Annotated in this window: 20 protein-coding genes; 15 read left to right on the top strand and 5 right to left on the bottom strand. The window is 68.1% G+C overall.

The annotated features are described in order from the left end of the window. The first annotated feature begins 72 nt into the window (after positions 1-72). Positions 73-921 carry a dTDP-4-dehydrorhamnose reductase gene (gene rfbD / locus AB1A62_RS21225; protein WP_366663458.1) on the top strand — a complete coding sequence of 283 codons (849 nt, stop codon included), beginning with the start codon at positions 73-75 and terminating at the stop codon, positions 919-921. Continuing rightward, positions 918-1,790, top strand: coding sequence for a glucose-1-phosphate thymidylyltransferase RfbA (gene rfbA / locus AB1A62_RS21220; protein WP_366663457.1), 873 nt, complete (start codon positions 918-920; stop codon positions 1,788-1,790). The genes rfbD and rfbA overlap by 4 nt, the downstream gene beginning before the upstream one ends. Positions 1,791-1,896: 106 nt before the next feature. Here rfbA and AB1A62_RS21215 read toward each other — a convergent pair whose 3' ends face one another. Continuing rightward, entirely contained in the window at positions 1,897-3,015 is a 1,119-nt protein-coding gene (locus AB1A62_RS21215) for a polysaccharide biosynthesis/export family protein (RefSeq protein WP_366663456.1), read from the bottom strand. A 125-nt stretch (positions 3,016-3,140) separates the two neighbouring features. Here AB1A62_RS21215 and AB1A62_RS21210 point away from each other — a divergent pair, with 125 nt between their 5' ends. The 10 genes from AB1A62_RS21210 to AB1A62_RS21165 all read left to right on the top strand — a co-directional run bounded on the left by AB1A62_RS21210 (position 3,141) and on the right by AB1A62_RS21165 (position 14,789). Next, on the top strand, positions 3,141-4,007 hold the full coding sequence (locus tag AB1A62_RS21210; RefSeq protein WP_366663455.1) for an NAD-dependent epimerase/dehydratase family protein: 867 nt from the start codon (positions 3,141-3,143) through the stop codon (positions 4,005-4,007). After that, positions 4,004-4,615, top strand: a complete 612-nt coding sequence (locus AB1A62_RS21205) for a sugar transferase (RefSeq protein ID WP_366663454.1) — start codon at positions 4,004-4,006, stop codon at positions 4,613-4,615. The genes AB1A62_RS21210 and AB1A62_RS21205 overlap by 4 nt, the downstream gene beginning before the upstream one ends. Before the next feature lie 279 nt (positions 4,616-4,894). After that, the gene (locus tag AB1A62_RS21200; RefSeq protein WP_366663453.1) at positions 4,895-6,775 is read left to right on the top strand and encodes a nucleoside-diphosphate sugar epimerase/dehydratase; all 1,881 of its coding nucleotides are present in this window, start codon (positions 4,895-4,897) and stop codon (positions 6,773-6,775) included. Positions 6,776-6,963: 188 nt separating this feature from the next. Further along, entirely contained in the window at positions 6,964-9,198 is a 2,235-nt protein-coding gene (locus AB1A62_RS21195) for a YjbH domain-containing protein (RefSeq protein ID WP_366663452.1), read from the top strand. Further along, positions 9,195-9,884 carry a YjbF family lipoprotein gene (locus tag AB1A62_RS21190; protein ID WP_366663451.1) on the top strand — a complete coding sequence of 230 codons (690 nt, stop codon included), beginning with the start codon at positions 9,195-9,197 and terminating at the stop codon, positions 9,882-9,884. The genes AB1A62_RS21195 and AB1A62_RS21190 overlap by 4 nt, the downstream gene beginning before the upstream one ends. Positions 9,885-10,058: 174 nt before the next feature. Further along, complete coding sequence (locus tag AB1A62_RS21185; protein ID WP_366663450.1) at positions 10,059-10,283, top strand: hypothetical protein; 225 nt, start codon at positions 10,059-10,061, stop codon at positions 10,281-10,283. A gap of 292 nt (positions 10,284-10,575) precedes the next feature. Beyond that, positions 10,576-11,232, top strand: coding sequence for a metallophosphoesterase family protein (locus AB1A62_RS21180; RefSeq protein ID WP_366663449.1), 657 nt, complete (start codon positions 10,576-10,578; stop codon positions 11,230-11,232). Positions 11,233-11,367: 135 nt separating this feature from the next. Beyond that, complete coding sequence (locus tag AB1A62_RS21175; protein WP_366663448.1) at positions 11,368-11,640, top strand: VPEID-CTERM sorting domain-containing protein; 273 nt, start codon at positions 11,368-11,370, stop codon at positions 11,638-11,640. 239 nt (positions 11,641-11,879) lie between these two features. After that, a complete protein-coding gene (locus AB1A62_RS21170) occupies positions 11,880-12,560 on the top strand; it encodes a sugar transferase (RefSeq protein ID WP_366663447.1) in 681 nt (226 codons plus the stop codon). Between the two features lie 84 nt (positions 12,561-12,644). Then, positions 12,645-14,789 carry a polysaccharide biosynthesis tyrosine autokinase gene (locus AB1A62_RS21165; protein WP_366663446.1) on the top strand — a complete coding sequence of 715 codons (2,145 nt, stop codon included), beginning with the start codon at positions 12,645-12,647 and terminating at the stop codon, positions 14,787-14,789. A gap of 96 nt (positions 14,790-14,885) precedes the next feature. Here the strand turns inward: AB1A62_RS21165 and AB1A62_RS21160 are convergent, their stop codons facing one another. After that, positions 14,886-15,200 carry a hypothetical protein gene (locus tag AB1A62_RS21160; protein WP_366663445.1) on the bottom strand — a complete coding sequence of 105 codons (315 nt, stop codon included), beginning with the start codon at positions 15,198-15,200 and terminating at the stop codon, positions 14,886-14,888. A 313-nt stretch (positions 15,201-15,513) separates the two neighbouring features. On the opposite strand from AB1A62_RS21160, the gene AB1A62_RS21155 reads away from it, so the two are divergent. From AB1A62_RS21155 to AB1A62_RS21145, 3 genes are read left to right on the top strand one after another with little or no spacing between them, the layout of a single operon-like run. Continuing rightward, positions 15,514-17,634, top strand: a complete 2,121-nt coding sequence (locus tag AB1A62_RS21155; RefSeq protein WP_366663444.1) for a YjbH domain-containing protein — start codon at positions 15,514-15,516, stop codon at positions 17,632-17,634. After that, positions 17,631-18,263, top strand: coding sequence for a YjbF family lipoprotein (locus AB1A62_RS21150; protein WP_366663443.1), 633 nt, complete (start codon positions 17,631-17,633; stop codon positions 18,261-18,263). The genes AB1A62_RS21155 and AB1A62_RS21150 overlap by 4 nt, the downstream gene beginning before the upstream one ends. A gap of 25 nt (positions 18,264-18,288) precedes the next feature. Continuing rightward, positions 18,289-19,668: a polysaccharide biosynthesis/export family protein gene (locus AB1A62_RS21145; protein ID WP_366663442.1), complete on the top strand. Its 1,380-nt coding sequence runs from the start codon at positions 18,289-18,291 to the stop codon at positions 19,666-19,668. Here the strand turns inward: AB1A62_RS21145 and AB1A62_RS21140 are convergent. Genes AB1A62_RS21140 through AB1A62_RS21130 form a run of 3 tightly spaced genes read right to left on the bottom strand, consistent with a single transcriptional unit; the run spans position 19,649 to position 23,198 of the window. Beyond that, complete coding sequence (locus tag AB1A62_RS21140) at positions 19,649-20,836, bottom strand: O-antigen ligase family protein (protein ID WP_366663441.1); 1,188 nt, start codon at positions 20,834-20,836, stop codon at positions 19,649-19,651. The two genes, AB1A62_RS21145 and AB1A62_RS21140, sit on opposite strands and share 20 nt — an antisense overlap. 24 nt (positions 20,837-20,860) lie before the next feature. Then, positions 20,861-22,339: an oligosaccharide flippase family protein gene (locus AB1A62_RS21135; RefSeq protein WP_366663440.1), complete on the bottom strand. Its 1,479-nt coding sequence runs from the start codon at positions 22,337-22,339 to the stop codon at positions 20,861-20,863. A 10-nt stretch (positions 22,340-22,349) separates the two neighbouring features. Next, positions 22,350-23,198 (bottom strand): sulfotransferase, encoded by an 849-nt coding sequence (locus tag AB1A62_RS21130; protein WP_366663439.1) that lies wholly within the window; start codon positions 23,196-23,198, stop codon positions 22,350-22,352. Positions 23,199-23,290: the final 92 nt, after the last annotated feature.

Raw genomic sequence — 23,290 nt, 5'->3', positions numbered from 1 at the left:
CGCCCGCCCCGTGGGGGGCGGGACGGGCGCTGCCCGGCGGTGCCGCCGGGCGGGAGATTTTGGAGAATACAAATGACCCTGGTTTTCGGCGAAACCGGCCAGCTGGCCCGCGAATTGGCGGCGCAGGGCGGCACAGTCTGCCTCGGGCGCGATCTGGCTGATTTCACAGACCCTTACGGTCCGGTGGCACGGGTGGAGGATACCGGGGCCAATGCCGTGATCATCGCAGCAGCTTATACTGCTGTGGACAAGGCGGAGAGCGAGGAAAACCTGGCCACTACCGTCAATGCGGAAGCTCCGGGTGCCATTGCACGGGCCTGTGCGGCGCGCGGGCTGCCGGTGGTTTATGTCTCCACCGATTACGTCTTTGACGGCAGCGGTGAAGCCCCCTGGCAGCCCGGCGATGCCACCGCGCCCGTGAACGCCTATGGCCGCTCCAAGCTGGCAGGCGAGGAGGCGGTGCGCGCGGCGGGCGGCGCTTTTGCGATCCTTCGCACCTCCTGGGTGGTCTCGGCCCACGGGACCAACTTCGTGAAAACCATGCTGCGCCTGGGCAAGGAACGCGAGCGGCTCACCATCGTCGCCGACCAGACCGGGGCGCCGACGCCGGCGCGGGACATTGCCGCCGCCTGCCTGGAGATCGCGCGGCAGCTGCAGGCAGATCCGGAAAAATCCGGCACCTATCATTTTACCGGCCAGCCCGAAACCAGCTGGGCGGATTTCGCGCGGGAGATCTTTGCCCGCGCCGGTGTGGCCTGCGAAGTGGAGAACATCCCCACCTCCGCCTATCCAACGCCCGCGGCGCGACCCTTGAACTCGCGTCTCGATTGCACGTCTCTCGAGACGGTTTTTGGCATTCCGCAGCCGGACTGGCGGCTGGGATTGAAGGATATTCTGAAGGACTTGGGAGAGCTCTCATGACAGCACGCAAAGGCATCATCCTGGCAGGCGGCTCCGGCACCCGGCTCTATCCGATCACCATGGCGGTGTCGAAACAGCTCTTGCCCCTCTATGACAAGCCGATGATCTATTATCCGCTCAGCGTCCTGATGCTGGCGGGCATCCGCGAGATCTGCGTGATCACCACGCCGCAGGACCAGGAGCAGTTCATCCGCCTCCTGGGCGACGGCAGCCAGTGGGGGATTGAACTCACTTACGTGGTGCAGCCCTCGCCCGATGGCCTCGCGCAGGCCTTCATCCTGGCCGAGGCATTCCTGGCGGGCAGCCCCTCGGCGCTGGTGCTGGGCGACAACATCTTCTTTGGCCACGGGCTGCCGAAACTGCTGGCCGCCGCAGACGGGCAAGCCTCGGGCGGCACCGTCTTTGGCTATCACGTGGCCGATCCGGAACGTTACGGCGTGGTGGCGTTTGACGCCGATGGCAAGGCCCGCGAGATCATCGAGAAGCCGCCGGTGCCGCCGTCGAATTATGCGGTGACCGGGCTGTATTTCCTCGACGGCTCGGCGCCGCAGCGGGCGCGGATGGTGACGCCAAGCCCGCGCGGCGAGCTGGAGATCACCGACCTCTTGCAAAGCTACCTGAACGAAGGCGCGCTGCGGGTCGAAACCATGGGCCGCGGCTACGCCTGGCTCGATACCGGCACCCATGGCTCGCTGCTGGATGCGGGCAATTTCGTGCGCACCCTGCAGGAGCGCCAGGGGCTGCAGACCGGCTGCCCGGAGGAGATCGCCTATGAACAGGGCTGGATTGATGACGCCCAGCTGAAGGCGCGTGCGGAGAAATTCGCCAAGAACGCTTATGGCGCCTATCTGGAAGGGCTGCTGAAGTAGGCTAGGCCGCCCATACTAGGGACAAGACGTCTTCAGGTGCAGGCCTGCACCTGAAGCGCGTCTCAGCAAAAAAACAGCGCCGCGCCAGCGGCGCCGGGCCCAAGGCTTAGTTGATCACGCCCGCGCGGCTGAAGACGCCGAAGAAGTTGCCGAAGATGTTGGAGATCGTCACCGCATCGTTGACCGGCGATTCGGTGGCCATCACCAGGTCGCCCGGGTTGATCCGGAACTGGCGCGCCGAAAACAGCCCGTCCGCCGAGGTGAGATCAAGCGAGAACACCACCCGCTGCTGGCGCGGCCCGCGCACGCCCGGCGCAATCGCCGAGGCCGGGTATTCGCGCAGGATCAGCAGGCCCTTGGGATCGGCCCTGCCGTCCTGGAAGCCGCCCGCGACGGACATCGCGTCCATCGCCGACATCTCGTCCTTGGTGAAGATGTGCAGGTCCTCCTCGCCGGTGGCGCCGAAGGAGAGGAAATAGCGCTCGTCCTCCTCGACGAAGACCCGGTCGCCGCCGCGCAGGAGGGTGTCGAGGCGGGGGTTGTTCAGCAGGGTGTCGACCGAGGTGCCATAGATGCTCTGGCCGCGCACCAGCCGGATCTGCGGGTTGTTGAGGCTGGCGCTGATGCCGCCGCCCGCCGAGATCAGCCCCATCACCGTGTAGTTGCGGTCGGGCATCGGGTAGGTGCCGGGCTGGGCGACGCCGGAGACCAGGTCCACCGAGTTGTTGCGCCCCTCGGCCATCGCCAGTTGCACCTGGGCCGACGGCACCACCGGCTCCAGCGCCTCCTGCAGCCTGGCCCGGGCCAGGTCCGGGGTCAGCCCGTTGACGTTCACATCGCCCACATAGGGCATGAAGATGGTGCCGTTGGCGGCCACCTTCATGTCCTGCAGCTGCACCATCTTCTGTTCCGCCGCGGTCAGCAGCGAGTTATCGTTGCTGTCCCAGATGCTGAGCGACAGGAGGTCGCCGGGCTGGATGATCTGGGTCTTTGCGCCCTGGTGGCCGTGCAGCCAGCCGAGCCGCTCCTGTTTGCCGGTCGGCGGCCAGGCTGCCACCGCCGGCAGCAGCGCCCGGTTCACCTTGTAGAGCGCGAAATTGGCATCCGCCTCGCCCGATTCCTTCAGGATCTCCTCGCTGGCGGGGGCGCCGCCGGGCAGGCGGGAGCAGGCTGCGGGCAGAAGGCAGAGGCCGGCAGCGGCCAGCCAGGGAAGAAGTTTCAGCATCGGGAGCCTGCCCTTGAAGCGCTCGGGGGCCCGCCGCGGCATCTGCCGGGGGAACCGCTTTGATTTTTGTCCGCGCAAAGGATACTGGGCTGGGCCAGAGGGTTCAACAGGAACGGGCAGCAGGGATGGCGAAACACGCCGTATTGGTTCTGGGCGCAACAGGGCGCATCGGACGGCTGCTGCAGCTGTGCCCGCCCGACGGCCTGGCGCTGCGGCTGCAGGCGCGCCGGGCACCGCCCCGGAACAGCACCGGAGACTGGCGCATTTTCGAGCCGCTGGCGGAGTCGGCGGCGCTGGCGCGCGCCGCAACAGGCGCGGCTGCGGTGCTCTGCCTGGCGGGACCGGTGCCCGGACGCGGCGCCGGGGAGATGGCGGATCATATCCATCTGGGCGAAGCGGCGGTGCGCGCGGGCGCCGCGGCGGGTGCGCGGGTGCTGCTGGCCTCTTCGGCGGCGGTCTATGGCGCCGGATCCGGCCTGCTGGCCGAAGGTGCCCCGCTGCGTCCCGCCAGCGCCTATGGCGAAGCCAAGGCAGAGATGGAGGCCCGCGCCGCTGCGCTGGGGGCAGAACTGGGGGTGCCGGTCTGCTCCCTGCGGATCGGCAATATCGCCGGCTTCGACGCGATCCTTGGCGGCTGGCGGCCGGGCTTCACCCTGGACCGGTTCGCAGATGGCGCCACCCCGCGGCGCAGCTACATCGGGGTGCAGTGCCTGGCGCAGGTGCTGGGCGCGCTGCTACAGGCGCCGGAGCTGCCGCCCGCGCTGAATGCCGCGCAGCCCGGCACGGTGGAGATGGCGGCGCTGTTGCAGGCGGCGGGCCGACCCTTTGGCACCCGCCCGGCGCCGCCCGCGGCGATCCCGGAGGTGGCGCTGAATGTGGCCCGCCTGCAGGCGCTGCTGCCCGCGTCGCTGGCCGCGGCGGATGCGGGCGCCATGGCGGCAGAATGGACGGCATTAGAGCCGCAACTGTACGAGGAGCAGAGCCGCCGATGACCTGGCGCAAACGGATTTTCGACCTTTTCTTTGCCAGCCTGCTGATCGTGGTGCTGGGCCCCATTCTGCTGCTCCTGCTGCTCTGGCTCCTGTGGAAGGAGGGGCGGCCGCTGTTCTATGTGGCGGAGCGGATGAAGGGGGTGGATCAGCCTTTCATGCTCTGGAAGCTCAGGACCATGACGGTGGTGGAGACAGACACCGGTGTGTCGGGCGGCGACAAATCGGCCCGCATCACCCGCACCGGCGCCTGGCTGCGCAGCAAGCGGCTGGATGAGTTTCCGCAGCTGTGGAACATCCTGAGGGGCGACATCTCCTTTGTCGGGCCGCGCCCGCCCCTGCGCCAGTATGTCGAGGCGCATCCGGAGCTTTATGCGGACGTTCTGAAATCGCGCCCCGGCGTCACCGGCCTCGCCTCGATCACCTATCACAAGCATGAGGCAGCGCTGCTCGCGCGCTGCGAAAGCCCGCAGGAGACGGATGCGGTCTATTCCCGACTTTGCGTGCCGATGAAGGCGCGGCTGGACCTGATCTACCAGCGCCATCAGAGCATGTGCTTTGATTTCGACATCGTGTTCCAGACCATTGGCAATATATTCCGCCGGGGGTAGACACGGTTTTAATGATTCCCGCATAGCCTGCGCCATCCGGCTGGGGCAGGCTGTCCGGGCGGGCCGGGCCATCCGGCGGGTTTCCGCCGTCGGCCGTTTTGCGGAACAGGGGAAGCCGGCTATGATAGAAACTGTGTTTTATGGGCCGCGCACCGGATTTCAGCGCATCGGGGCCGTGTTTGATACACTTTTTTCTGCTATCCCGCAGCAGGGCGCTGCCGGACCAGGCAAACGGAAATACAGCAGGGCAGGAATGCAGGCACTCAAGGGCAAACAGGCATGTACAACCTGATCAGCGCGCTGTCGCGCAAGCAGAAATCCTACGTCTTCCTGGCTGTGGATCTGGGGCTGCTGCCGCTGGCGCTGCTGTTCACCCTTGAGGTGCAGCCGCTGCCCGATCCTGCGCTGGCCACCCTGGGGCAGCTCCTGCCGGTGCTGCCCTATGTGATGGCCGCCGCCGCCGCGCTGATCCTGTGGCTGGGGCTGCCTTATGTGCAGCTCAACGCCTATGAGCGCCACGCCGCGGCGCAAAGCGCGCTCCTGGCGGGCGGCACCGCGCTGGTGCTGGCGGCGCTCACCGCCGCCTTCGGGCCGCCGCTGGGCTCGGGCACTCATGTGGTGTTTGCAATCTGCTATTTCCTGTCCATGGTGGCCACCCGCGCCGCAATGCTGCAGCTGGTGCTGATGATCTACCGCCGCGCCAAGCCGCGCTGCCGGGTGCTGATCTACGGCGCCGGCACCACCGGCACCCAGCTGGCGCAGGCGCTGAAGGCGCATGACGGCATCGATCCGGTGGCCTTTGCCGATGACAATTCCTCGCTGCAGGGGCTGACCCTGGTCGGGCTGCCGGTCTATGCGCCGGCCCGGATTGCCGAGATCGTGCAAGTGCGCCAGATCCGCCGGGTGCTGCTGGCGATGCCGTCGCAGAGCCAGCCGCGCCAGGCGCAGATCACCCAGCGGCTGCAGAAGCTGGGGCTGGAAGTGCAGGCGCTGCCCTCCTTCGCCCAACTCATTGGCGAGGAGGCGCTGGTCGACAAGCTGACGCCGGTGGCGCCGCAGGCCTTCCTGGGCCGGGCCGCGCGCGACGTGCCGCTGCAGGAAGCGGCCGGCTCCTACCAGGGCAAGGCGGTGCTGGTCTCCGGCGCCGGCGGCTCGATCGGCTCGGAGCTGTGCCGCCAGGTGCTGGCCTGCCGCCCGTCGAAACTGGTGCTGTTCGAGCTTTCGGAACTGGCGCTTTACACCGTGCATCAGGAACTGGGGCCGCTGGCCGCCGATGCGGGCATCGAACTGGTGCCGGTCTTGGGCTCGGTCACGGATCCGCGCCAGGTGCGGATGGTGCTCAATGCCCATGAGGTGCAGGTGGTGCTGCATGCGGCGGCCTATAAACATGTGCCGCTGGTCGAGGCAAACCCGCTGCCGGGGCTCGCCAACAACGTGTTCGGCACCCAGACCCTAGCCCGCGCCTCGGCGCGCGCGGGCGTCGAGCGCTTCATCCTGATTTCCTCCGACAAGGCGGTGAACCCGGCCAATGTGATGGGCGCCTCCAAACGGATGGCAGAGCTGGTGGTGCAGGATCTGGCCACCCGCTTCGGCAACGGCACGGTGTTCACCATGGTGCGCTTCGGCAATGTGCTGGGATCAAGCGGCTCGGTGGTGCCGCTGTTCCAGGAGCAGATCAGCCGCGGCGGCCCGGTTACTGTGACCGATCCGAACGTGAAACGCTTCTTCATGACCATCAGCGAAGCGGTGCAGCTGGTCTTGCAGGCGGGCGACATGGCCAAGGGCGGCGAGGTCTTCGTGCTCGACATGGGCGAGCCGGTGCCGATCCTGCAGCTGGCCCGCCAGGTGATCGAAAGCGCCGGCCACACGGTGCGCGATGCGGAGCACCCGGAGGGCGATATCGCCATTGAGATCATCGGCCTGCGCCCCGGCGAGAAGATGGAGGAAGAGCTTACCTTAAGCGAGGAGCTGATCCATACCCGCCATCAGAAGATCTTCTGCGCCCGCGAGACGGTGCTGTCGGAGATCGAGGTGGCCGGCTTCCTGCGCAGCCTGCGCCAGGCGGTGGCGGCGGGCGACGAGGCGGCGGCGCTGCAGGTGGTGCGGCACTGGGTCGAGGGCTATTGCCAGCCGCCGGCCGAGGAGCGCAAGAGCTCCTGATCCGCCCGCCGGCGGCAGGCCGGATCAGGCCCGGGGTGCGGCCCGGGCGCAGCAATGGCCGCGAAACCGCGGCCCCCGGCGCTGGCGGCAATTGATCCGCCGCCGCACCCATGGTCTAAGCGGGCAACAGACAACAGGCCGGGACAGCGGAGACCGGCGGCAGGCAGTTCCATGAGGCAGGTTTCCCCGTGACCCCGATCAAGACCCTTCTGCACAGCACCGGAGCTTTGGTGCCGGCCGCGGCGGCGCTGCTGTGCCTCAGCGCCGTGCCGGGGCAGGCGGAGGTGCCGGAGATCACCCGTGACGATCCGCAGGCGGCCCCGGGGACTGAGGCCGCGGCGCCGCGGCTGAAGCCGCTGCCGCCGCCCAGCCTCAACTTCTACGGCAGCCCCGGCATCATCGACATGCCAAGCGCCGAAATGCTGCCCGACGGCCAGTATGCGGTCACCTATTCCTGGTTCGCCGGCACCTCGCGCTACAACATCACCTTCCAGGCGCTGCCCTGGCTGTCGGCCTCCTTCCGCTACAACGGCATCCAGACCAACGGCGCGCCGATCGGCGGCTTCGAGACCTATTACGACCGCGGCTTCGACGTGCGCGCCCGGCTCTGGCGCGAGCGGCGCTGGCTGCCCGAGGTCACCATGGGGCTGCAGGATTTTGCCGGCACCGGCATTTATGCGGCGGAATATTTCGTCGCCACCAAGAGGTTTGAGGCCGCCGCCCTGGGCTGGGGCCGCGGGCCGGGCCGGCTGAAGGTCTCGGCCGGGCTTGGCTGGGGGCGGCTCGGCAGCCACGGCGCCATCGGCTCCACCGGCAGCCGCCCGTCCTTCGTGGCCGGCGATACCGGCGGCGAGCTGGCCACCGACCAGTGGTTCCGCGGCGATGTGGCGCCCTTTGCCGGCTTTGAATGGCAGCCTGATGAGCGCTGGAGCCTGAAGGCGGAATATTCCACCGATGCCTATGAGCTGGAAACCGGGGCGCCCGATGTCTTCGAGCGCAAATCCTCGCTGAACTACGGGGTGGAATACCAGTATTCCGACCGGGTGCGGCTGGGGGCCTATTACCTCTACGGCTCCGAGATCGGCGTCACCGCGCAGATCCAGCTCAATCCGAAACACCCGCCCACCCCGATGGCGGTGCCGGCGCCGCACCCCATCATCCCGCGCAGCCAATGGGCGACGGAAGACGCGCACTGGCGCCAGGACTGGGCCGGCAGCGCGCCCAAGTCCCGCAAGATCCGCGACCTGGCCGCCGAGGCGCTGAAGGCAGACGGGCTGGTGCTGGAGGCGATCACCCTGACCGGCACCACCGCCGAGCTGCGCTACCGCAACAACCGCTACCGCTCGCAGAGCCAGGCGGCGGGCCGCGCCGCCCGCGCCCTGGCCCAGACGCTGCCGCCCTCGGTGGAGACCTTCCGGCTGGTGCCTGTGCGCCGCGGCATCGGGCTCTCGGCAATCGAGGTCCGCCGCTCCGACCTGGAAGCGCTGGAGTTCGACCCGGAAGCATCCGACGCGCTGATGGCCGCCGCCGGGGTGCAGGATGCCGGGCAGCTGCCCGCGGATGCCCTGTTCTCGGCCGAGCTGTACCCGGCCTTTGCCAGCTCCGTCAGCCCCTATACCCAGCCCGCCTATTTCGACCCCGAAAAGCCGTTCCGGATCGATGCCGGCCTCGATTTCGCCGCCTCCTATGCGCCGGCCCCGGGCTGGCGCATCGCCGGCACCATCCGCCAGCGGCTGGCCGGCAATGTGAAGAACGGCCGCGCCTCCAACTCGGTGCTGCCGCATGTGCGCACCGACCAGAGCGAATACGCCCAATACGGCACCACCCTGGAGAACCTCTATGTGAGCCGCCTGTGGAAGCCGCGCCGCAACCTCTATGCCCGCGCCACCGCGGGCCTGTTCGAGGCGATGTACGGCGGCATCTCCGGCGAGGTGCTGTGGAAGCCGGTGAACAGCCGCGTCGGCTTCGGGCTGGAGGCCAACTATGTGGTGCAGCGCGATTTCGACCAGCGGTTTTCGTTCCGCGATTACAAGACCTTCACCGGCCACGCCTCGGCCTATGCGGAGCTGGGCAAGGGCTATCTGCTGCAGCTCGATGCGGGCCGCTACCTGGCCGGCGATTACGGCGGCACCTTCAGCCTGAACCGGGAGTTCGACAACGGCTTCCTGGTCGGCGCCTTCTTCACCCTGACCGATGTTTCGGCCGAGGATTTCGGCGAGGGCTCGTTTGACAAGGGCTTCCGCTTCCGGATCCCTGTCGACTGGCTCTTGGGCAAGCCGTCACGCTCCGGCTTCGGCCTGACCATCCGCCCGACCCAGCGCGACGGCGGCCAGCGGGTCGGGGTCCCGGACCGGCTGTACGGGCCGGTGCGCGAGGCCCACCGCAAGAGCCTGGAAGACCAGCGCGCGAGGTTCTGGGAATGAGCATGATCCGGATGACCACGGCCGCCCTGGCCGCCGCGCTGCTGCTGGCGGGCTGCAGCAAGGGCCCGGAAAAGACCCAGGCCGAGCTGGAAGTGGTGCAGGCGGTGGCGGAGCAGTTCAAACGCCGCCGCAACGCGCCGCCGCCGCCGCCCAAGCTGACCCGGGCGCTCCTGGACCGGGAGACCCAGGCCTATATCGAGGTCACCATCGAGAACCGCGAGGTCACGGCCTACCTGACCCGTGCCCTGGCGCGCCGCGACAGCCATCCCGGCGAAATCGAGGTCTGGCGCACCCAGGACAATGTCTCGGTTGCCCTGCGGCAGGGCATGGTGATTGCCACCCGCGGCCTGGGCGGCGGGCTGTTGTCGGCGCAGGTGCCGGCTGCAGACGGCGCGGGCGGGCCGGCGCGCGGCGGCGGCCGGCGTTATACCGTGCGCGCCGAGGGCAACGGCCAGCGGGAGCTGAACCTGGCCTGCAGCCTGCACGACCTGGGCCCGGAGGCAGTGGAAATTGTCGAGATCACCCATCCCGCCCGCCATCTGCAGGAGCGCTGCGAAGGGGTCGGCGGGGCGGTGGTCAACGACTACTGGGTTGATTCCCGCCCCGGGCGCGCCCGGGTCTGGCAGTCGCGGCAATGGGCGGGCCCGGAGATCGGATATGTTCGAATCCGCCAGCTGCGGCTGTAACGCCGCGCGGCTTTGCCGCTCCGTCCCCGCGGCTTTGCCGCAACGGGCGGGAAAAATCCGCAATGCAAACGGGATTTCAACAGTTTTGCCGCTATTCCATACGTTGAAATAACCATCTGCCTCCCATAAGGTCGCCTCAACGCACCTGTCACAGTTCTCCAAAGGAGTTTGAAAATGAAAAATCTTCTGACTGCCCTGACCCTGGCCGCACTGGCTTCGGCAACTGCCGTTTCGGCACAGGAAACCGCACCGGCACCGGCCGGCGCAAACGGCGGCCTTCTCGGCACCGGCCTGAGCGCAGGCGCCGTTGCCGGCGCAGTGGCTGGCCTGGTGGTGATCGGTGTTATTGCCAACGACGACGATTCCGTCAGCACCACCACCACCACCACCACCGAATGATCCCCTGCCGGGCCTTGGGCCCGGATCCGGGAACAGAAGCCGCGAAACGGGCCTCCACAGGCCCGTTTTTTATTTGTGCGCGGCCCCCCTTCGGCACACTGGCGGCACCCCCGCGGCTTGCCCCGCTGCGGGCAGGGGGGTATCACCGCCGGACCCCATGCCCCTGCGCCGCGGCGCAGCCCAACCGGAGAGCCGTCGGCCCGTGCTGTCATCCCTGCTGCAAAAATTCGGGCCGCAAAAATCCGGGCGGGGCGCCCGCTCTGCGGAGCCGGCGCCCGGGGAGCCGCTTTGCGTGATCGGCGATGTGCACGGCTGCCTGGAACTGCTGGAGCGCATGCTGGCGCAGGTGCCGCAGGATCACCGGATCGTGCTGGCCGGCGATTACATCGACCGGGGCGAGCAGAGCGCCGAAGTGCTGAGATACCTCTGCGCGCGCCCGGAGCTGACCTGCCTGAAGGGCAATCACGAGGACATGCTTTTGCGCTTCCTGCGCGATCCCGGGCGCGAGGGCGGCCGCTGGATCAGAAACGGCGGTCTGCAGACCCTGGCCTCCTTCGGTGTTCCGGGTGTGCGGCCGCAGATGAGCGCAGCGGCGCTGCGCGATTGCCGGGACCATCTGCAGGAGCGGATGGGGGCGGCGCTGATTGCCTGGGCCGCCGGGCTGGAGGCCTCGCTGGTGTCGGGCAATGTGCTGGCGGCGCATGCCGGCGCGGACCCGCACACCGCCGCGGACCGGCAGGCAGAGGAGGTGCTGATGTGGGGGCACCCGGCGTTCTTGCGCACTCCGCGCCGCGACGGGGTCTGGGTGGTGCACGGCCATACCATCGTCGCTGAAGCGGCGGCGGCGCAGGGCCGGATTGCCATCGACACCGGCGCCTATGCCAGCGGCATCCTGTCGGCGGTCTGCCTGGCGGACGGGGCGGTGCGTTTCCTGCAGGCCAGGCGCTGACGCAGACCGGTGCAGCCCGGACACGGGGTGGTGGCAAAGCTGCAACACGCGGCGGCCGGAAGTTGCGCGCATTTTAGAAAAGTGTTAACGGATTTTGCAGGGGGGGGGCGAACTCCAACCAGTTGAGGCCGAGCAATGAAAACTATTCTGACTGCTGCAGGCGCTGCAATTGCTGCGCTCTGCCTGACCCTGACTGCCGCCTTTGCCATGGGCAACGGCCATGGATACGGGATCGGCAATGGCAATGGCGGCAACAATGGAAACGCCGGCGGCAACGGCTGGAACAACGGCGTCGGCAATCCGCATAGAGTGCCGGAAATCGACGCCGGAACCGGCCTGCTGACGCTGGCGGCTGTGGCCGCCGCCCTGGCCCTGGCCTGGGAAGTGAACCGCCGCCGCCGTGCCTGACGCCGCATGCGCTTTTCTTTCCTGACATTGCACCGCCAGCTCCCAGGAGCCGGTCCAGGCGCCGGCAGACCGGCCCGGGCAGCAGCCTGCCCGGCGCCGCAGCGGCCGTTTCCGGCCCGAAACCGGAAGTGTCAAAACCGCCGCTTAAAATTGTTGCATACTGCATGTGTTGATCTTGCATCGCTCCCTCAATGCGGACGCAAACCACTTAAGCATTTGAAATTTATGGATGTTTAGAGATGCGGGATTTTGCGCTGACGGTCTGTGCAATCGATGAACCCAGCAGGGAGGGCAGCCGGCTGGCCGCCGGATTTTATGCCCGCACCGGCAAGCGGGCCTTCGACATCGGCTTTGCCCTGCTGCTGCTGCCGGTTCTGGTGCCGGTCATCCTGGTTTTGTGGAGTGCGGTGCGCTGCGACGGCGGCGCGGGGTTTTTCGGGCATGCCCGGATCGGCCGGAACGGCAAGCCGTTCAGGTGCTGGAAGCTGCGCAGCATGGTGCCCGATGCCGAAGCCCGGCTGCAATCCCACCTGGACGCCCATCCCGCGGCGGCCGCGGAATGGAGGCGCAGCCACAAGCTGTCCGATGATCCGCGCGTCAGCCGGCTGGGCCGTGTCCTGCGCAAGACCAGCCTGGATGAGCTGCCGCAGATCTGGAATGTGCTGAAGGGCGAGATGAGCTTTGTCGGCCCGCGCCCCATCGTCACCAGGGAACTGGCCAGATACGGCAGCAGCGCCCCGGCCTATCTGGCCCAGAAGCCCGGCATCACCGGATTGTGGCAGGTCTCCGGGCGCAATGATATCAGCTATGATGAGCGGGTGGCGCTGGACGTGGCGTATCTCACCCGGCGCAGCTTCCTCAAGGATTTGAAAATCATCGCCAAAACCGGTCTGGCGGTGATCGGCACCACCGGCCGCTGATCGGCGGCGGCCTTTCTTCTTGCAGCAGCCGCGTGTATGCCGGGGCTGACGCATCGCTGCGGGTCTCACGGGTTTCGGGTCATCATGAAACAATCGCCTTTGAACGAAGCTTCCTTCCCCCTGCGGCGCCCTGCGCCCGCAGAGGCGCCGGATGATGACGTCATCGATCTGGGCGTTCTGATTGCCACCCTGTGGCGCGGCAAGTGGATCATGGCGCTGGCCACGATGGCGGCCATCTTCATCGGCGGGATCTATGCCTTTGTGGCGGCGGTGCCGCTTTACACCTCCAGTGCCGTGGTGATGCTGGAGACCAAGCAGCACAGCGTGGTCAATCTGCAAAGCGTCGTCAGCGGGCTGTCGGGCGATTACGCCGAGGTCAACTCCGAGCTGGAGGTGCTGCGGTCGCGCGGGCTGATGAGCAAGGTGGCGGACAAGCTGAAGCTGGCGGAGGATCCGGAGTTCAACGGCGCCCTGGCGGAGCCGTCTGCCCTGGCAACGCTGGTCCGGACGCTGAAGTCGGGGATCAAATCGCTGCTGGGCCTGCACCGCCCCCGGGTGCCGCTGCCGGAAGAGCTGGCGCAGCAGGTGCTCCGGGACAGCGTGGTCTCTGCCCTGCTGGGCAAGGTCGCGGTGCAGAACGTGCCCAACACCCTGGTGTTCCGGGTTGTTGTGGAGACTGAATCCGCCCGCAAGTCGGCGCTGATCGCCGACACCATCGTCGATCTCTACATCCTGAACCAGATCGAGGTGAAATTCGACGCCACCGAACAGGCGACAACCTGGCTGACCGCCCGGGTGGCGGAGCTGAAGGCAGAGCTGGAAACCGCCGAGGCCAGGGCCAATGAATTCAATGCCGGCACCGCGCTGGTGTCGCCGGAGGCGCTGCAGGCGCAGGAGGTGCAGCTGAAGGACCTGCGCGAGCGCATTGCCCTGGCCGGCACCGCCGCGGAGACCGCCCGGGCGCGCTATGACGGGCTGCGCGCGGCAGCGACCCGGGAAGCACAGGCCGAAATCAGCCAGGACCGGCAGCTGCAGCGCCTGCTGGCGCAAACCGGCACTGATGCGGGGGATGCTGCCTTTGACACCGCTTTCCAGCGGCTGCTGGCCCGCGCCGCGCTGGACGCCCGCCGCGCCGCCCAGCAGCAGCAGACGCTGATGCAGTCGGAAGCAGAGCTGTCCCGGCAGACCGCCCGCCAGGGCGAAGACCTGATCACCCTGCAGCAGCTCAGCCGCGAAGCGGAAGCGGTGCGGCTCTTGTATGAGTATTTCCTGACCCGCCTCAAGGAGACCTCGGCCCAGGAGGGCATCCAGAAGGCCGACAGCCGCCTGCTGTCGCGGGCGGTGATCCCGCTGTTCCCGTCAGCGCCGCGAAAGTCCCTGATCCTGGCGGTGAGCGGCCTCCTGGGGCTGCTGCTGGGGGCCGGCGCGGTGCTGCTTCTGGAGGCGCAGCGCAAGGGCTACCGCTCGGCCCGGGATCTGGAACACAAGACCGGTTACAGCGTGCTGGGGCAGATCCCGGTGTTCCCGGCCAGCGGGCGCCGCAAGGTGCTGGAATACCTGGCCGAGAAACCCTCCTCTGCCACGGCGGAGGCGGTGCGCAACCTGCGCACCTCGCTGACGCTGTCCAATGTGGACACCCCGCCGCAGGTGGTGGTGATGACCTCCTCGCTGCCCGGCGAAGGCAAGACCACCAACGCGCTGGCGCTGGCGCAGAATTTTGTTGGCATCGGCAAGAAGGTGCTGCTGGTCGAGGGCGACATCCGGCGCCGGACCCTGACCGCGCAGCTCAATAATGTGCCGCCGCAGGGCATCGTTTCGGTGCTGGCAGGCGATGTGCCGCCCGAAGACGCGGTGTTCCGGGAGCCGCTCTTGGGCTGCGACGTGCTGGCGGGGGAACAGACCTCGGCCAATGCCGCCGACCTGTTTGCCTCGGAGCGGTTCCGCGCCTTCCTGCAGCAGATGCGGCAGCGCTATGACCTGATCCTGATCGACACGCCGCCGGTGCTGGCCGTCTCTGATGCCCGGCTGATTGCGCGCCATGCGGATGCGGTGCTCTTGACGGTGAAATGGGACGGCACCTCAGAACAGGATGTGGCGGAAACCCTGCGCCTGTTCCACACCGACAACCAGCGCCTGACCGGGATGGTGCTGGGCCAGATCAACACCCGCCGGATGAAGCAGTACGGCTACAGCTACGGCGAGTACGGCGCGAAGTACTACGCCAGCTGAGGCCTCCCGCCTGCGGCAATACCTTGCAGGAACGGCGCGCCCCCAATGGGGGCGCCGTTCGCTTTCTCAAGCCAGGGCGCAGGCCCGCAGCCGCAATCAGTTGGTGCTGACGGTGCTGGTGGTGGCGGGGGTGGAGCCGCCGCCTGCCGCCGCAGCCACTCCAGCCGCCGCCGCAGCGGCGCCCAGGGCCGGGGCCACCAGCGGCACGAAGCCGGTGATGCCTTCGTCTTCGGCGGCGGCGGCGGCATCGTCCAGATCCAGCAGCCCGGTGCATTCCTCGCGGCTGTCCTGGCTCCGGGCCGCGCGGTTGCGGTCTTCTTCGCAGTCCTCCTCCCCGGTTGCGGGGGCGGCGGTCTGGGCGGCAGCGCCGACTGCCGACAGCGCCAGCGCCAAAAGGGCCATCCGGATCATCGTTGAATCTCCTAAACCTATTTGGCATCAGCCTATCATGCCCGCCTTGCCCTGAGAATGCTGCACTGCTGCAGAAGCCCTTCAAGGCTGCTTTTTCTGCTGTGCTGCGGCGGGAAAGCCCCGTCCGGCAGGGGACCCCGGCACCCTGCCGGGCGGGGCTGCGGGCAAGGGTTGCAGCGCCGCCGGAAAACCGCAAAGAGACAGGCAGATTCGCCACAGGCGGAAGACAATTCGCCCGGTCCCGCCCGGCGGCGGGACAGCCCGCCGGAAAACGGATATGGGGAAGCGGGCCACAAGCGGTTTTTTAAGCGCCATGAGACAACGGACACTCCAGGGACGGCAGAGGCTGCTGGCAGCGCTGGCGCTGGCGGCCGCCCCGCTGCCGCTCGCGGCGCAAACTGTGTCCACCTACGGCACGCCGGGCCTGATCGAAATCCCGACAGCCGAGATGTTCGAGGATGGCGCCCTGGTCTTTACCGCAGGGGGGTTCGACGGAACACTGCGCAGCACCATGACCTTCCAGATGCTGCCCTGGGTGCACGGCAGTTTCCGCTACGGTGCCATCAAGGGGCTGTCGAGTGTGCATAACCGCCTCTACGACAGGAACTTCGACATCCATTTCCGCCTGCGGCGGGAGAGCCGCAGCGGCCCTGCGATTGTCCTTGGCCTGCGCGACTTCGGCGGCACCGGTGTCAATGCCGCAGAATATATCACCGCGACCAAGACCTTCCGGGACCGGCTGAAGCTCACCGGCGGCATCGGCTGGGGCCGGATGGCCGGGCGCGGCAGCTTTTCCAACCCGCTGGGGCTGCTGTCGGACCGGTTCAAAACACGGGAAGCCTCCGGAGCGGGCGGCATCTCGGAGACCGGCCAGCTGGATTTCGGCAATTGGTTCCGCGGCGATGCGGCGCTGTTCGGCGGCGCCAGCTGGGCCTGGAACGACCGGTTGACCCTGCTCGCGGAATATTCGCCGGACCTTTATACGCAGGAAACATCCAGAGCCGGCTTTGAGGTCAATTCGCCGTTCAACTTCGGTGCCCAGTACCGGTTCAAAAACGGCGCGCAGCTGACCGCATCCTACATGTACGGCAGCACCCTGGGGGTCAGCTACAGCTATTTCATCGACCCGCGCCAGAGCGTGGCGCCGGGCGGGCAGGGGGCGGCGCCGCCGCCCTTGCTGCCGGTGGACCAGGCGGCGCTGGCCAGCTGGAACCTGCCGGACGCGCCCGCCGCCGCCGCCCGCCGCCGCCAGGTGCTGGCGCGGCAGCTGCAGCAGGAGGGGCTGCGGCTGGTCTATCTCGAGAGCGAAAGGGACAGCCTGCGCATCGGGGTGGAGAACGGGCGTTACGGCCAGGCCGCCCAGGCCATCGGCCGCACCGCCCGGGTGCTGGCCAACACCCAGCCCGCAGGCGTGCAGGCCTTTGACATCGCGCTGATGGCAAACGGGGTGCCGCTCAGCGCGGTGCGGATTGCCCGCAATGACCTCTATGAGCTGGAGCATGACCCCGACGGCGCCTGGCGCAGCTTTGCCCGCGCCGAAGTCTCCGACAGCATTTCCCTGGTCAAGGGCGGCTTCACAAGCGGTGCCTATCCGCATTTCAGCTACCGTTTCGGCCCCTATCTGCAGGCGTCCTTCTTCGACCCCGACAAGCCTTTCCGCTATGAGGCCGGGGCCCAGCTGGGGCTGGATTACACGCTGTCGCCGGGGCTGACCCTGTCCGCCGGGCTGCGCCAGCCCGCGGCCGGCAATCTGGACGACAGCCAGCGGCAGTCCAACTCGGTGATCCAGCGGGTGCGCTCAGACTGGGGGCTTTATGCGCAGCAATCCGACCTGCGCATCGAGCATCTGACCGGCGAATACATCTGGCGGCCCGGCGAAAACCTCTATGCCCGCGCCACGCTGGGCTATCTGGAAACCATGTACGGCGGGCTGTCGGGGGAACTGCTGTGGTTCCCGGCCAACAGCCGCCTGGCGCTGGGGGCGGAGCTGAACTATGTGCGCCAGCGCGACTTCGACGTGCTGTTCGGCTTTCAGGACTATTCCACCCTGACCGGCCATCTGTCGGCCTATTACGATCTGCCGGGGGAGTATCACGCCCAGATCGATGCCGGCCGCTACCTGGCGGGCGATTACGGCGCCACCGTCACGCTGGACCGGGAATTTGCCAATGGCTTCAAGGTCGGCGCTTTCTTCACCCTGACTTCGGTGGGGTTCAGCGACTTCGGCGAGGGCAGTTTCGACAAGGGGATCCGGCTGGAAATACCAATTTCCTGGCTGACCGGCCGCCCGTCGCGCGACCGGCTGGCGCAGGTGATCCGCCCGGTGCTGCGCGATGGCGGCGCCCGGCTCAACGTGCGCAACCGGCTTTACGGCGTCACCCGAGAGGCGCGCGCCCAGCAGCTGGTCCGGGGTTGGGGGAGGTTCATGCGATGAAACGGCTCTGCAGTGCCCTGCTCACCCTGCTGCTGTCCTGCGGCGAGGCCCAGGACGATCTCGACCTGTTGCGCGGCGCGCTGCAGCCCGATGCACCCCGGTTCCACCCGCGCGCCTCGGCGCTGGCCTCTGTCCGGCCGATCCCGCCGCGGCTGGAGGTGTCTTTCCCGAGCCGCGACCTGAGCGGTGTCATGCTCTTGGAGACCGAGCGCGCAGGCGTGCAGACCTGGCTCACCGCCGATGGCGCGACAATCACGCTGCAGCGGGGGTTCCTGACGTCGGCCAAGGGCTTCGGCTCCGGCCTGGCGGCCTCAGACGTGCAGCACAGCGCGGATCTGGTGCTGGCCGCGCGGGAGGGCACCGTGGAGCGGTTTCACAGTTTCCTCAATGGCAACGACCAGATCGAGCTGCACGCCTACCGCTGCGCGGTCACGCATGCGGGCGCGGACACTATCTTCCTGCGCGGGGAGCCGGTGGCGGTGCAAAAGCTGGAGGAGCGCTGCCACGGGCTGGCGGAAAACTTCACAAATACCTATTGGATCCGGCAGGGGGCAGTGTTGCAGTCCTCGCAGTGGACCGGCAGTTTCCTGGGCAACCTCTTCATGAAGACGGTGCCGGATGAGAGTTGAACGACAGTTGATTGGAGGACGCACCGTGCGCCGCATTTCCCTTGCCCTTAGCGCCCTGGCCCTGGCCGCCCTGGCCTCCGGCTGCTCGACCATCTACCGCAGCCCCGCCGTGAAGGCCGGCGTGTCGGATGCCGGCAAGGTGCGGGTGGTGGCGGTGACGCCGGAAACCGTGCTGGTCGCCAACCGCGCCGCCTATCAGCCTAAGACACTGCCGGCAGTCTTCGGGATCTCCGCAGGCTCCGGCGCCGGCGCCAGCCCGCGCGGGGCAGGCACCCTGCCGCAGGCGCCCTCCTCCCAGGACGGCAGCCGTCAGGGGCTGCGGCTGGATCCGCCGCCCAGCATCGATCCCGGCCCCTATACCATCGGCACCGGCGATGTGCTGGTGCTGTCGACCCCGTCGACGCAGGGCACCGTGGCAGAGCTGTCCGGCCTGCTGGCGGCGCAGAACAGCCGCAACGGCTACACGGTGCAGGATGACGGTTCGATCAACATTCCGGACGTGGGCCGGGTGCGGGTTGCCGGCCTCACCGTGGACGAGGCCGAGGCGCTGTTGTTCCAGCGGCTGGTGGAAAGCCAGATCGACCCGACCTTCAGCCTCGAGGTGTCCGAGTTCAATTCCCGCCGGGTGTCGATCGGCGGCGCCGTTGGCCAGCCCGGCGTCTACCCCATCACCCTGACGCCGCTCACCCTGGGCGAGGCGCTGGCCGCCGCAGGCTCGGTCTCGGTCGCGGATATCGACACCAGCTCGGTCCGGATCTACCGCGATGGCGCCATGTACCAGATCCCGCTCGAGGATCTCTATGCCCGCCCGGCGCTGCAGCGCCTGCCCCTGCTGGCGGATGACTCGGTGTTTGTGGACACCGATTACGATCTCAGCCGCGCCGAGCGTTATTTCACCCAGCAGATCGAGCTGCAGAGAGCCACGCTGGCAGGCCGCCGCGCCGCCATCGACGAGCTGACCGCCGCGCTGACCCTGCGCCGCGCCGATCTGGACGAGCGCCGCGACAACTTCTCCCAGGCGCTGGAGCTGGACGCGGTGGAGCGCGATTACGTCTATCTCAGCGGCGAGGTCCGCACCCAGGGCCGCTACACGCTGCCGTTCGGGCGCAAGGCCATGCTGGCGGATGCGCTGTTTGACACCGGCGGCGGCATCGCCAAGGAGACCGGCGACGCCAGCCAGGTCTATGTGCTGCGCGCGGCGCAGGACGTGCGCGAGTTCGGCGCGGTCACCGCCTGGCATCTGGACGTGCGCAACGCCGCGCATCTGCCGCTGGCGGCCCGCTTCGAGCTGCGCCCCGGCGACATCGTGTTCGTGGCGGAAAACCCGGTCACCCGCTGGGGCCGCACCATCGACCAGATCACGCCGTCGCTGATCACCGCGCCGGTCAATGCGATTGCGGATTGACCCCGGCGGGCCGCCGGAACCGGGCCGACCTGCCGTATCCGCTGCAGAGAAAGCCCAAGAAAATGGCGGACAGCGGCAGGGTGATGGAGAAATATATCGGGTCCAGCGCCATGATGAACGGGTAGGACATGCAGAAGGCGGCCCCGGCCCGGGACACTGTATTGCCCTGCGCGGCGCTCTTGCGGACGTGCACGAAGAAGGAGGCCAGGGCCGCCAAGAACAGGAACAGGCCAATCACCCCCGCATCCAGGACAAGATTGATATAGCCCTGATGCGCGTTCAGGTCATGCGCCTCCTGGCCGCCAGTGGCGCCGCGGGTGTTGTAGCCCCAGCCCAGGATATTTTCCGGAATCGCCTGCAGCCCGGACTGCCAGTATTTGTCCCGGCCCGAGAATCCGCTGCCCAGCCCCAGGGCCGGATCGCTGAGCAGCAGCAGCTTGTCGCGGATATGGGCGAAGACACCGGTGCTCAGGAGCCAGTCGGCAAAGAAAAGGCCCAGAACCGCGGCACCGCCCAGGGTCAGGGTGATCGCCCGGCGCATCGGGTTTTCCGGAAGATAGTAGACGGTGGCAAATACCGTCAGGAACAGGATCGCTGCCCGGGAGGTTGAGATCAGCGCGCACAGGATGGCAATGCCCAGGGCAAGCAGCCGGAACCGGCCGGCCGTGCAATGCCCCAGCACCAGCACCGCCAGGCCCAGCTTGGCAAACTGGTTGGGCTGAATGCCGCCAAGCGTGAACCCCCAGCGGACCGGCAGCACGGCAAACAGGATGCCGGTAAAACCCGCCAGGATGATGCCGGCAATATGAAGGGTCTGCCCGGCCCTGATTTCCTGGCGGAAGGTCATGAAAAAGGCCGCCAGGATGAGGGCCGCCACCGCGGACAGCAGCGCATGGGCGGTCTGGTGCCCGAACAGGATTGCCGCGATGCAGGTCCAGAGAAAGAACAGGATGATGCAGCAATCCGTGAGGGTCGGGGCCAGCAGCCCCCTGAGCGGATTGCGCACCAGCAGCACCGGCAGCAGCAGCACTCCCAGCCCCAGGGCGATGACGGCGCTCGAGGCTGCGCTCTGGCTGTCCCAGTCGGTCAGGTTGCGGTAATGCGCCACCGACAGCACCAGGAACAGGCCCAGTGACACTCCAGCAGCTCGTCCGGCCTGCAGCTTCATCGCGCTCCCTTCCCCTTGCCCCTGTCAGAGATCTGCCGCGGGCGGCCCGGATCGTTTCTTCAGCAGGGGTGCAAGTCTCTTGGCACGGGGGCGGTCCAAGATCCAGACCCCGGCCGCGGCCAGCAGCAGGTAGACCCCGCCCCCCAGCAGCAAGGCGGCGGCAAGACGGCCCGGGGCGGGGGCGGCCTGCCCGTGCAGCATCGCCGCGGCGGCCGCAAAAGCGGCGGCGGAGGCGGCAAAGGGCGCCGCGACGGCGCGCAGGATCTCCGCCGCGGCCAGTTCGAAATTCCGCACCGTCAGCGCGATGGTGTAAGGCAGCGCAAAGACGGCCGTGGCAGCAAGCCCGGCGGCGGCCCCGGTCAGCCCCTGCAGCAGCGCGCCCGCCACCGCAAGGCAGAGGCCGCTGGCAAAGATGACCGCGGCCAGGCGTGTGCCCTCCATCGGGCGGCCCTGCGCGATCAGCACCGGGTTCACCAAGGGCGGCAGGATCTGGGCGTAGATGCCGAGGCAGATCCACAGGGCGGCCTCGCCCGCCGGCCGCCATTCTGCCCCCATCACCAGTTCGAACAGGTCCGGCGCACCGGCGGCGGCGAGCACAAAAAAGGGCAGTGTCACCAGCGATGCCAGCACCATCACGTCGAGCAGCCGCGCGGCAATCCGGCCGGGGTCCGTCAGCCGCGCGAACCCCGGCAGCATCATCTTGCTGACCGGCGTGCGCAGCACCTGTGTCAGCAGGCGGTTGACCTGCACCCCCAGCCGGAAATAGCCGGCCGCCGCCGGCCCCAGCATGCTGCCCAGGACGATCTCGACAATGCGCAGATTGCCCACGGTCAGGACCGCGCCGAGCACGACAGCCCCGGAAAAGCGGCACTGGGCCCAGGCGTCCTGGCGGTCGAACTGCCAGTCCGGGCGCCAGGCATTAAGAGACCAGAGCCCGGCGGTCTTGAAGATGGCTTCCGCCAGCACGAAGCCGATCACCGCCCAGATGCCGGCCCCCAGCATCAGCAGGCCGAGGCTGACCGCCACTGAGGCGGCAGAGACCGCCATCTGCAGGCCGGCCAGCTGGCGGAAGCCGGCCTGGCGGCGGATCAGCCCCTCATGTACCTGCCCGGGAGCCACGCACAGCGGCACCAGCGCGGCAACGGCAAAGGGCAGGACAGGCCCCAGCGCCGGGTTGCTGGCGCTGACGATCCAGCCGGTCCCGGCCAGCAGCAGTGCCATGGCCAGCCCGAACAGCATCGCCAGCCAGAAGGTGGTGGACAGCGACCGGGCGCTCAGCCCGGGGCGCTGGATCACCTGATCCGCCACGCCCCGCTCGACCACAAGGCGGCCAAGGAATCCCAGGCTGGTCGCCATCGCCGCGATCCCGAAGCTTTCCGGGGTCATGAACCAGGCAAAGGCAAAGAACGCCAGCGACTGGATCGCCTGCCGCCCGAACAGCTGAACCAGGGTCCAGAACGCCCCGGACAGGAAATGCCGGCCAAACCCTCCGGATGTGCTCATGCCCGCCGCCTCAGGCCGGCGCCCGGCGGCGGCGCAAGGCGCGTGCCGCAAGCGGGTCGCCGGCAAAGAAGGTTTCCAGCTCGGCCCGCAGCGCAGGATCGAGCCGGGTCTCCGGCAGCGAGACCTTTTCTGACACCGCTCCTTTCAGCCGGTCCCGCAGCGCGGTGCCCAGATAGGGCTTCAGCCGGTACTGGTAGAAGCGGGACCGGGAAAACCGGTGCGCAAGGGAGCCGCGCCGGGCCACCGCCTTGCCGCCGGAGGCATTGCTCACGCCGGAGGGGGCATGCGCCACCGGCCCGAGACCGAGAAAATCGCACACCGTCTGCAGCCCCGCCTGCCGGTCCGCAACATAGTCCTCGAAATGCAGGATCAGAATCTGGCTGCTGCCGTAATGGGCCTGCCAGGGTGCCAGCTGCCAGCTGTAGCGGCTGTAGTTGCGATAGGCGCTCTGCTGCCGCAGGGCGGTGTTCAGATCGCGGGTTTCCCGGCCCATGCCAACCTCGTGCTTGTAGTGGCTGATCATCCGTTCGATCGGGTCCCGCAGCAGGTAGATCAGTTTCAGATCCGGCCCCAGCAGCGCGCGCGCATGGCCGGCGGCGGCATGATCGGGGCGTTTGGCATAGGCGGTGGAGGCTTCGCCAGGCAGCCCCGCCAGCCCGGCGAACTTGCGCCGGTAGGCCTCGGTTCCGGCCTCGCTCAGCACCGCGGCATGCAGCAGGTCTTCGGGCTCCTTCTCCGGCGGCAGCGCCGCCCCGCCCTGTTTCTGCAGGTCGCCGTACAGCGTGGTGGTGCCGGCCTTCATCGCTCCGATGATCAGGAACCGGGGCAGGCCCGGCGGGGGGGGCGGGCGGTCCGTCATCCGGCGGCTTTCTCTGCGGCGGGCGGCGCGGCGGTCTCGCGGTAGGCGCGCGCCATGTCCCGGGCCACCCCCTGCCAGGTGAAGGGGAGGAC

Source organism: Leisingera sp. JC11 (assembly GCF_040704725.1).
GTDB lineage: Bacteria > Pseudomonadota > Alphaproteobacteria > Rhodobacterales > Rhodobacteraceae > Leisingera.
This window is presented reverse-complemented; position numbering and strand designations above follow the sequence as displayed.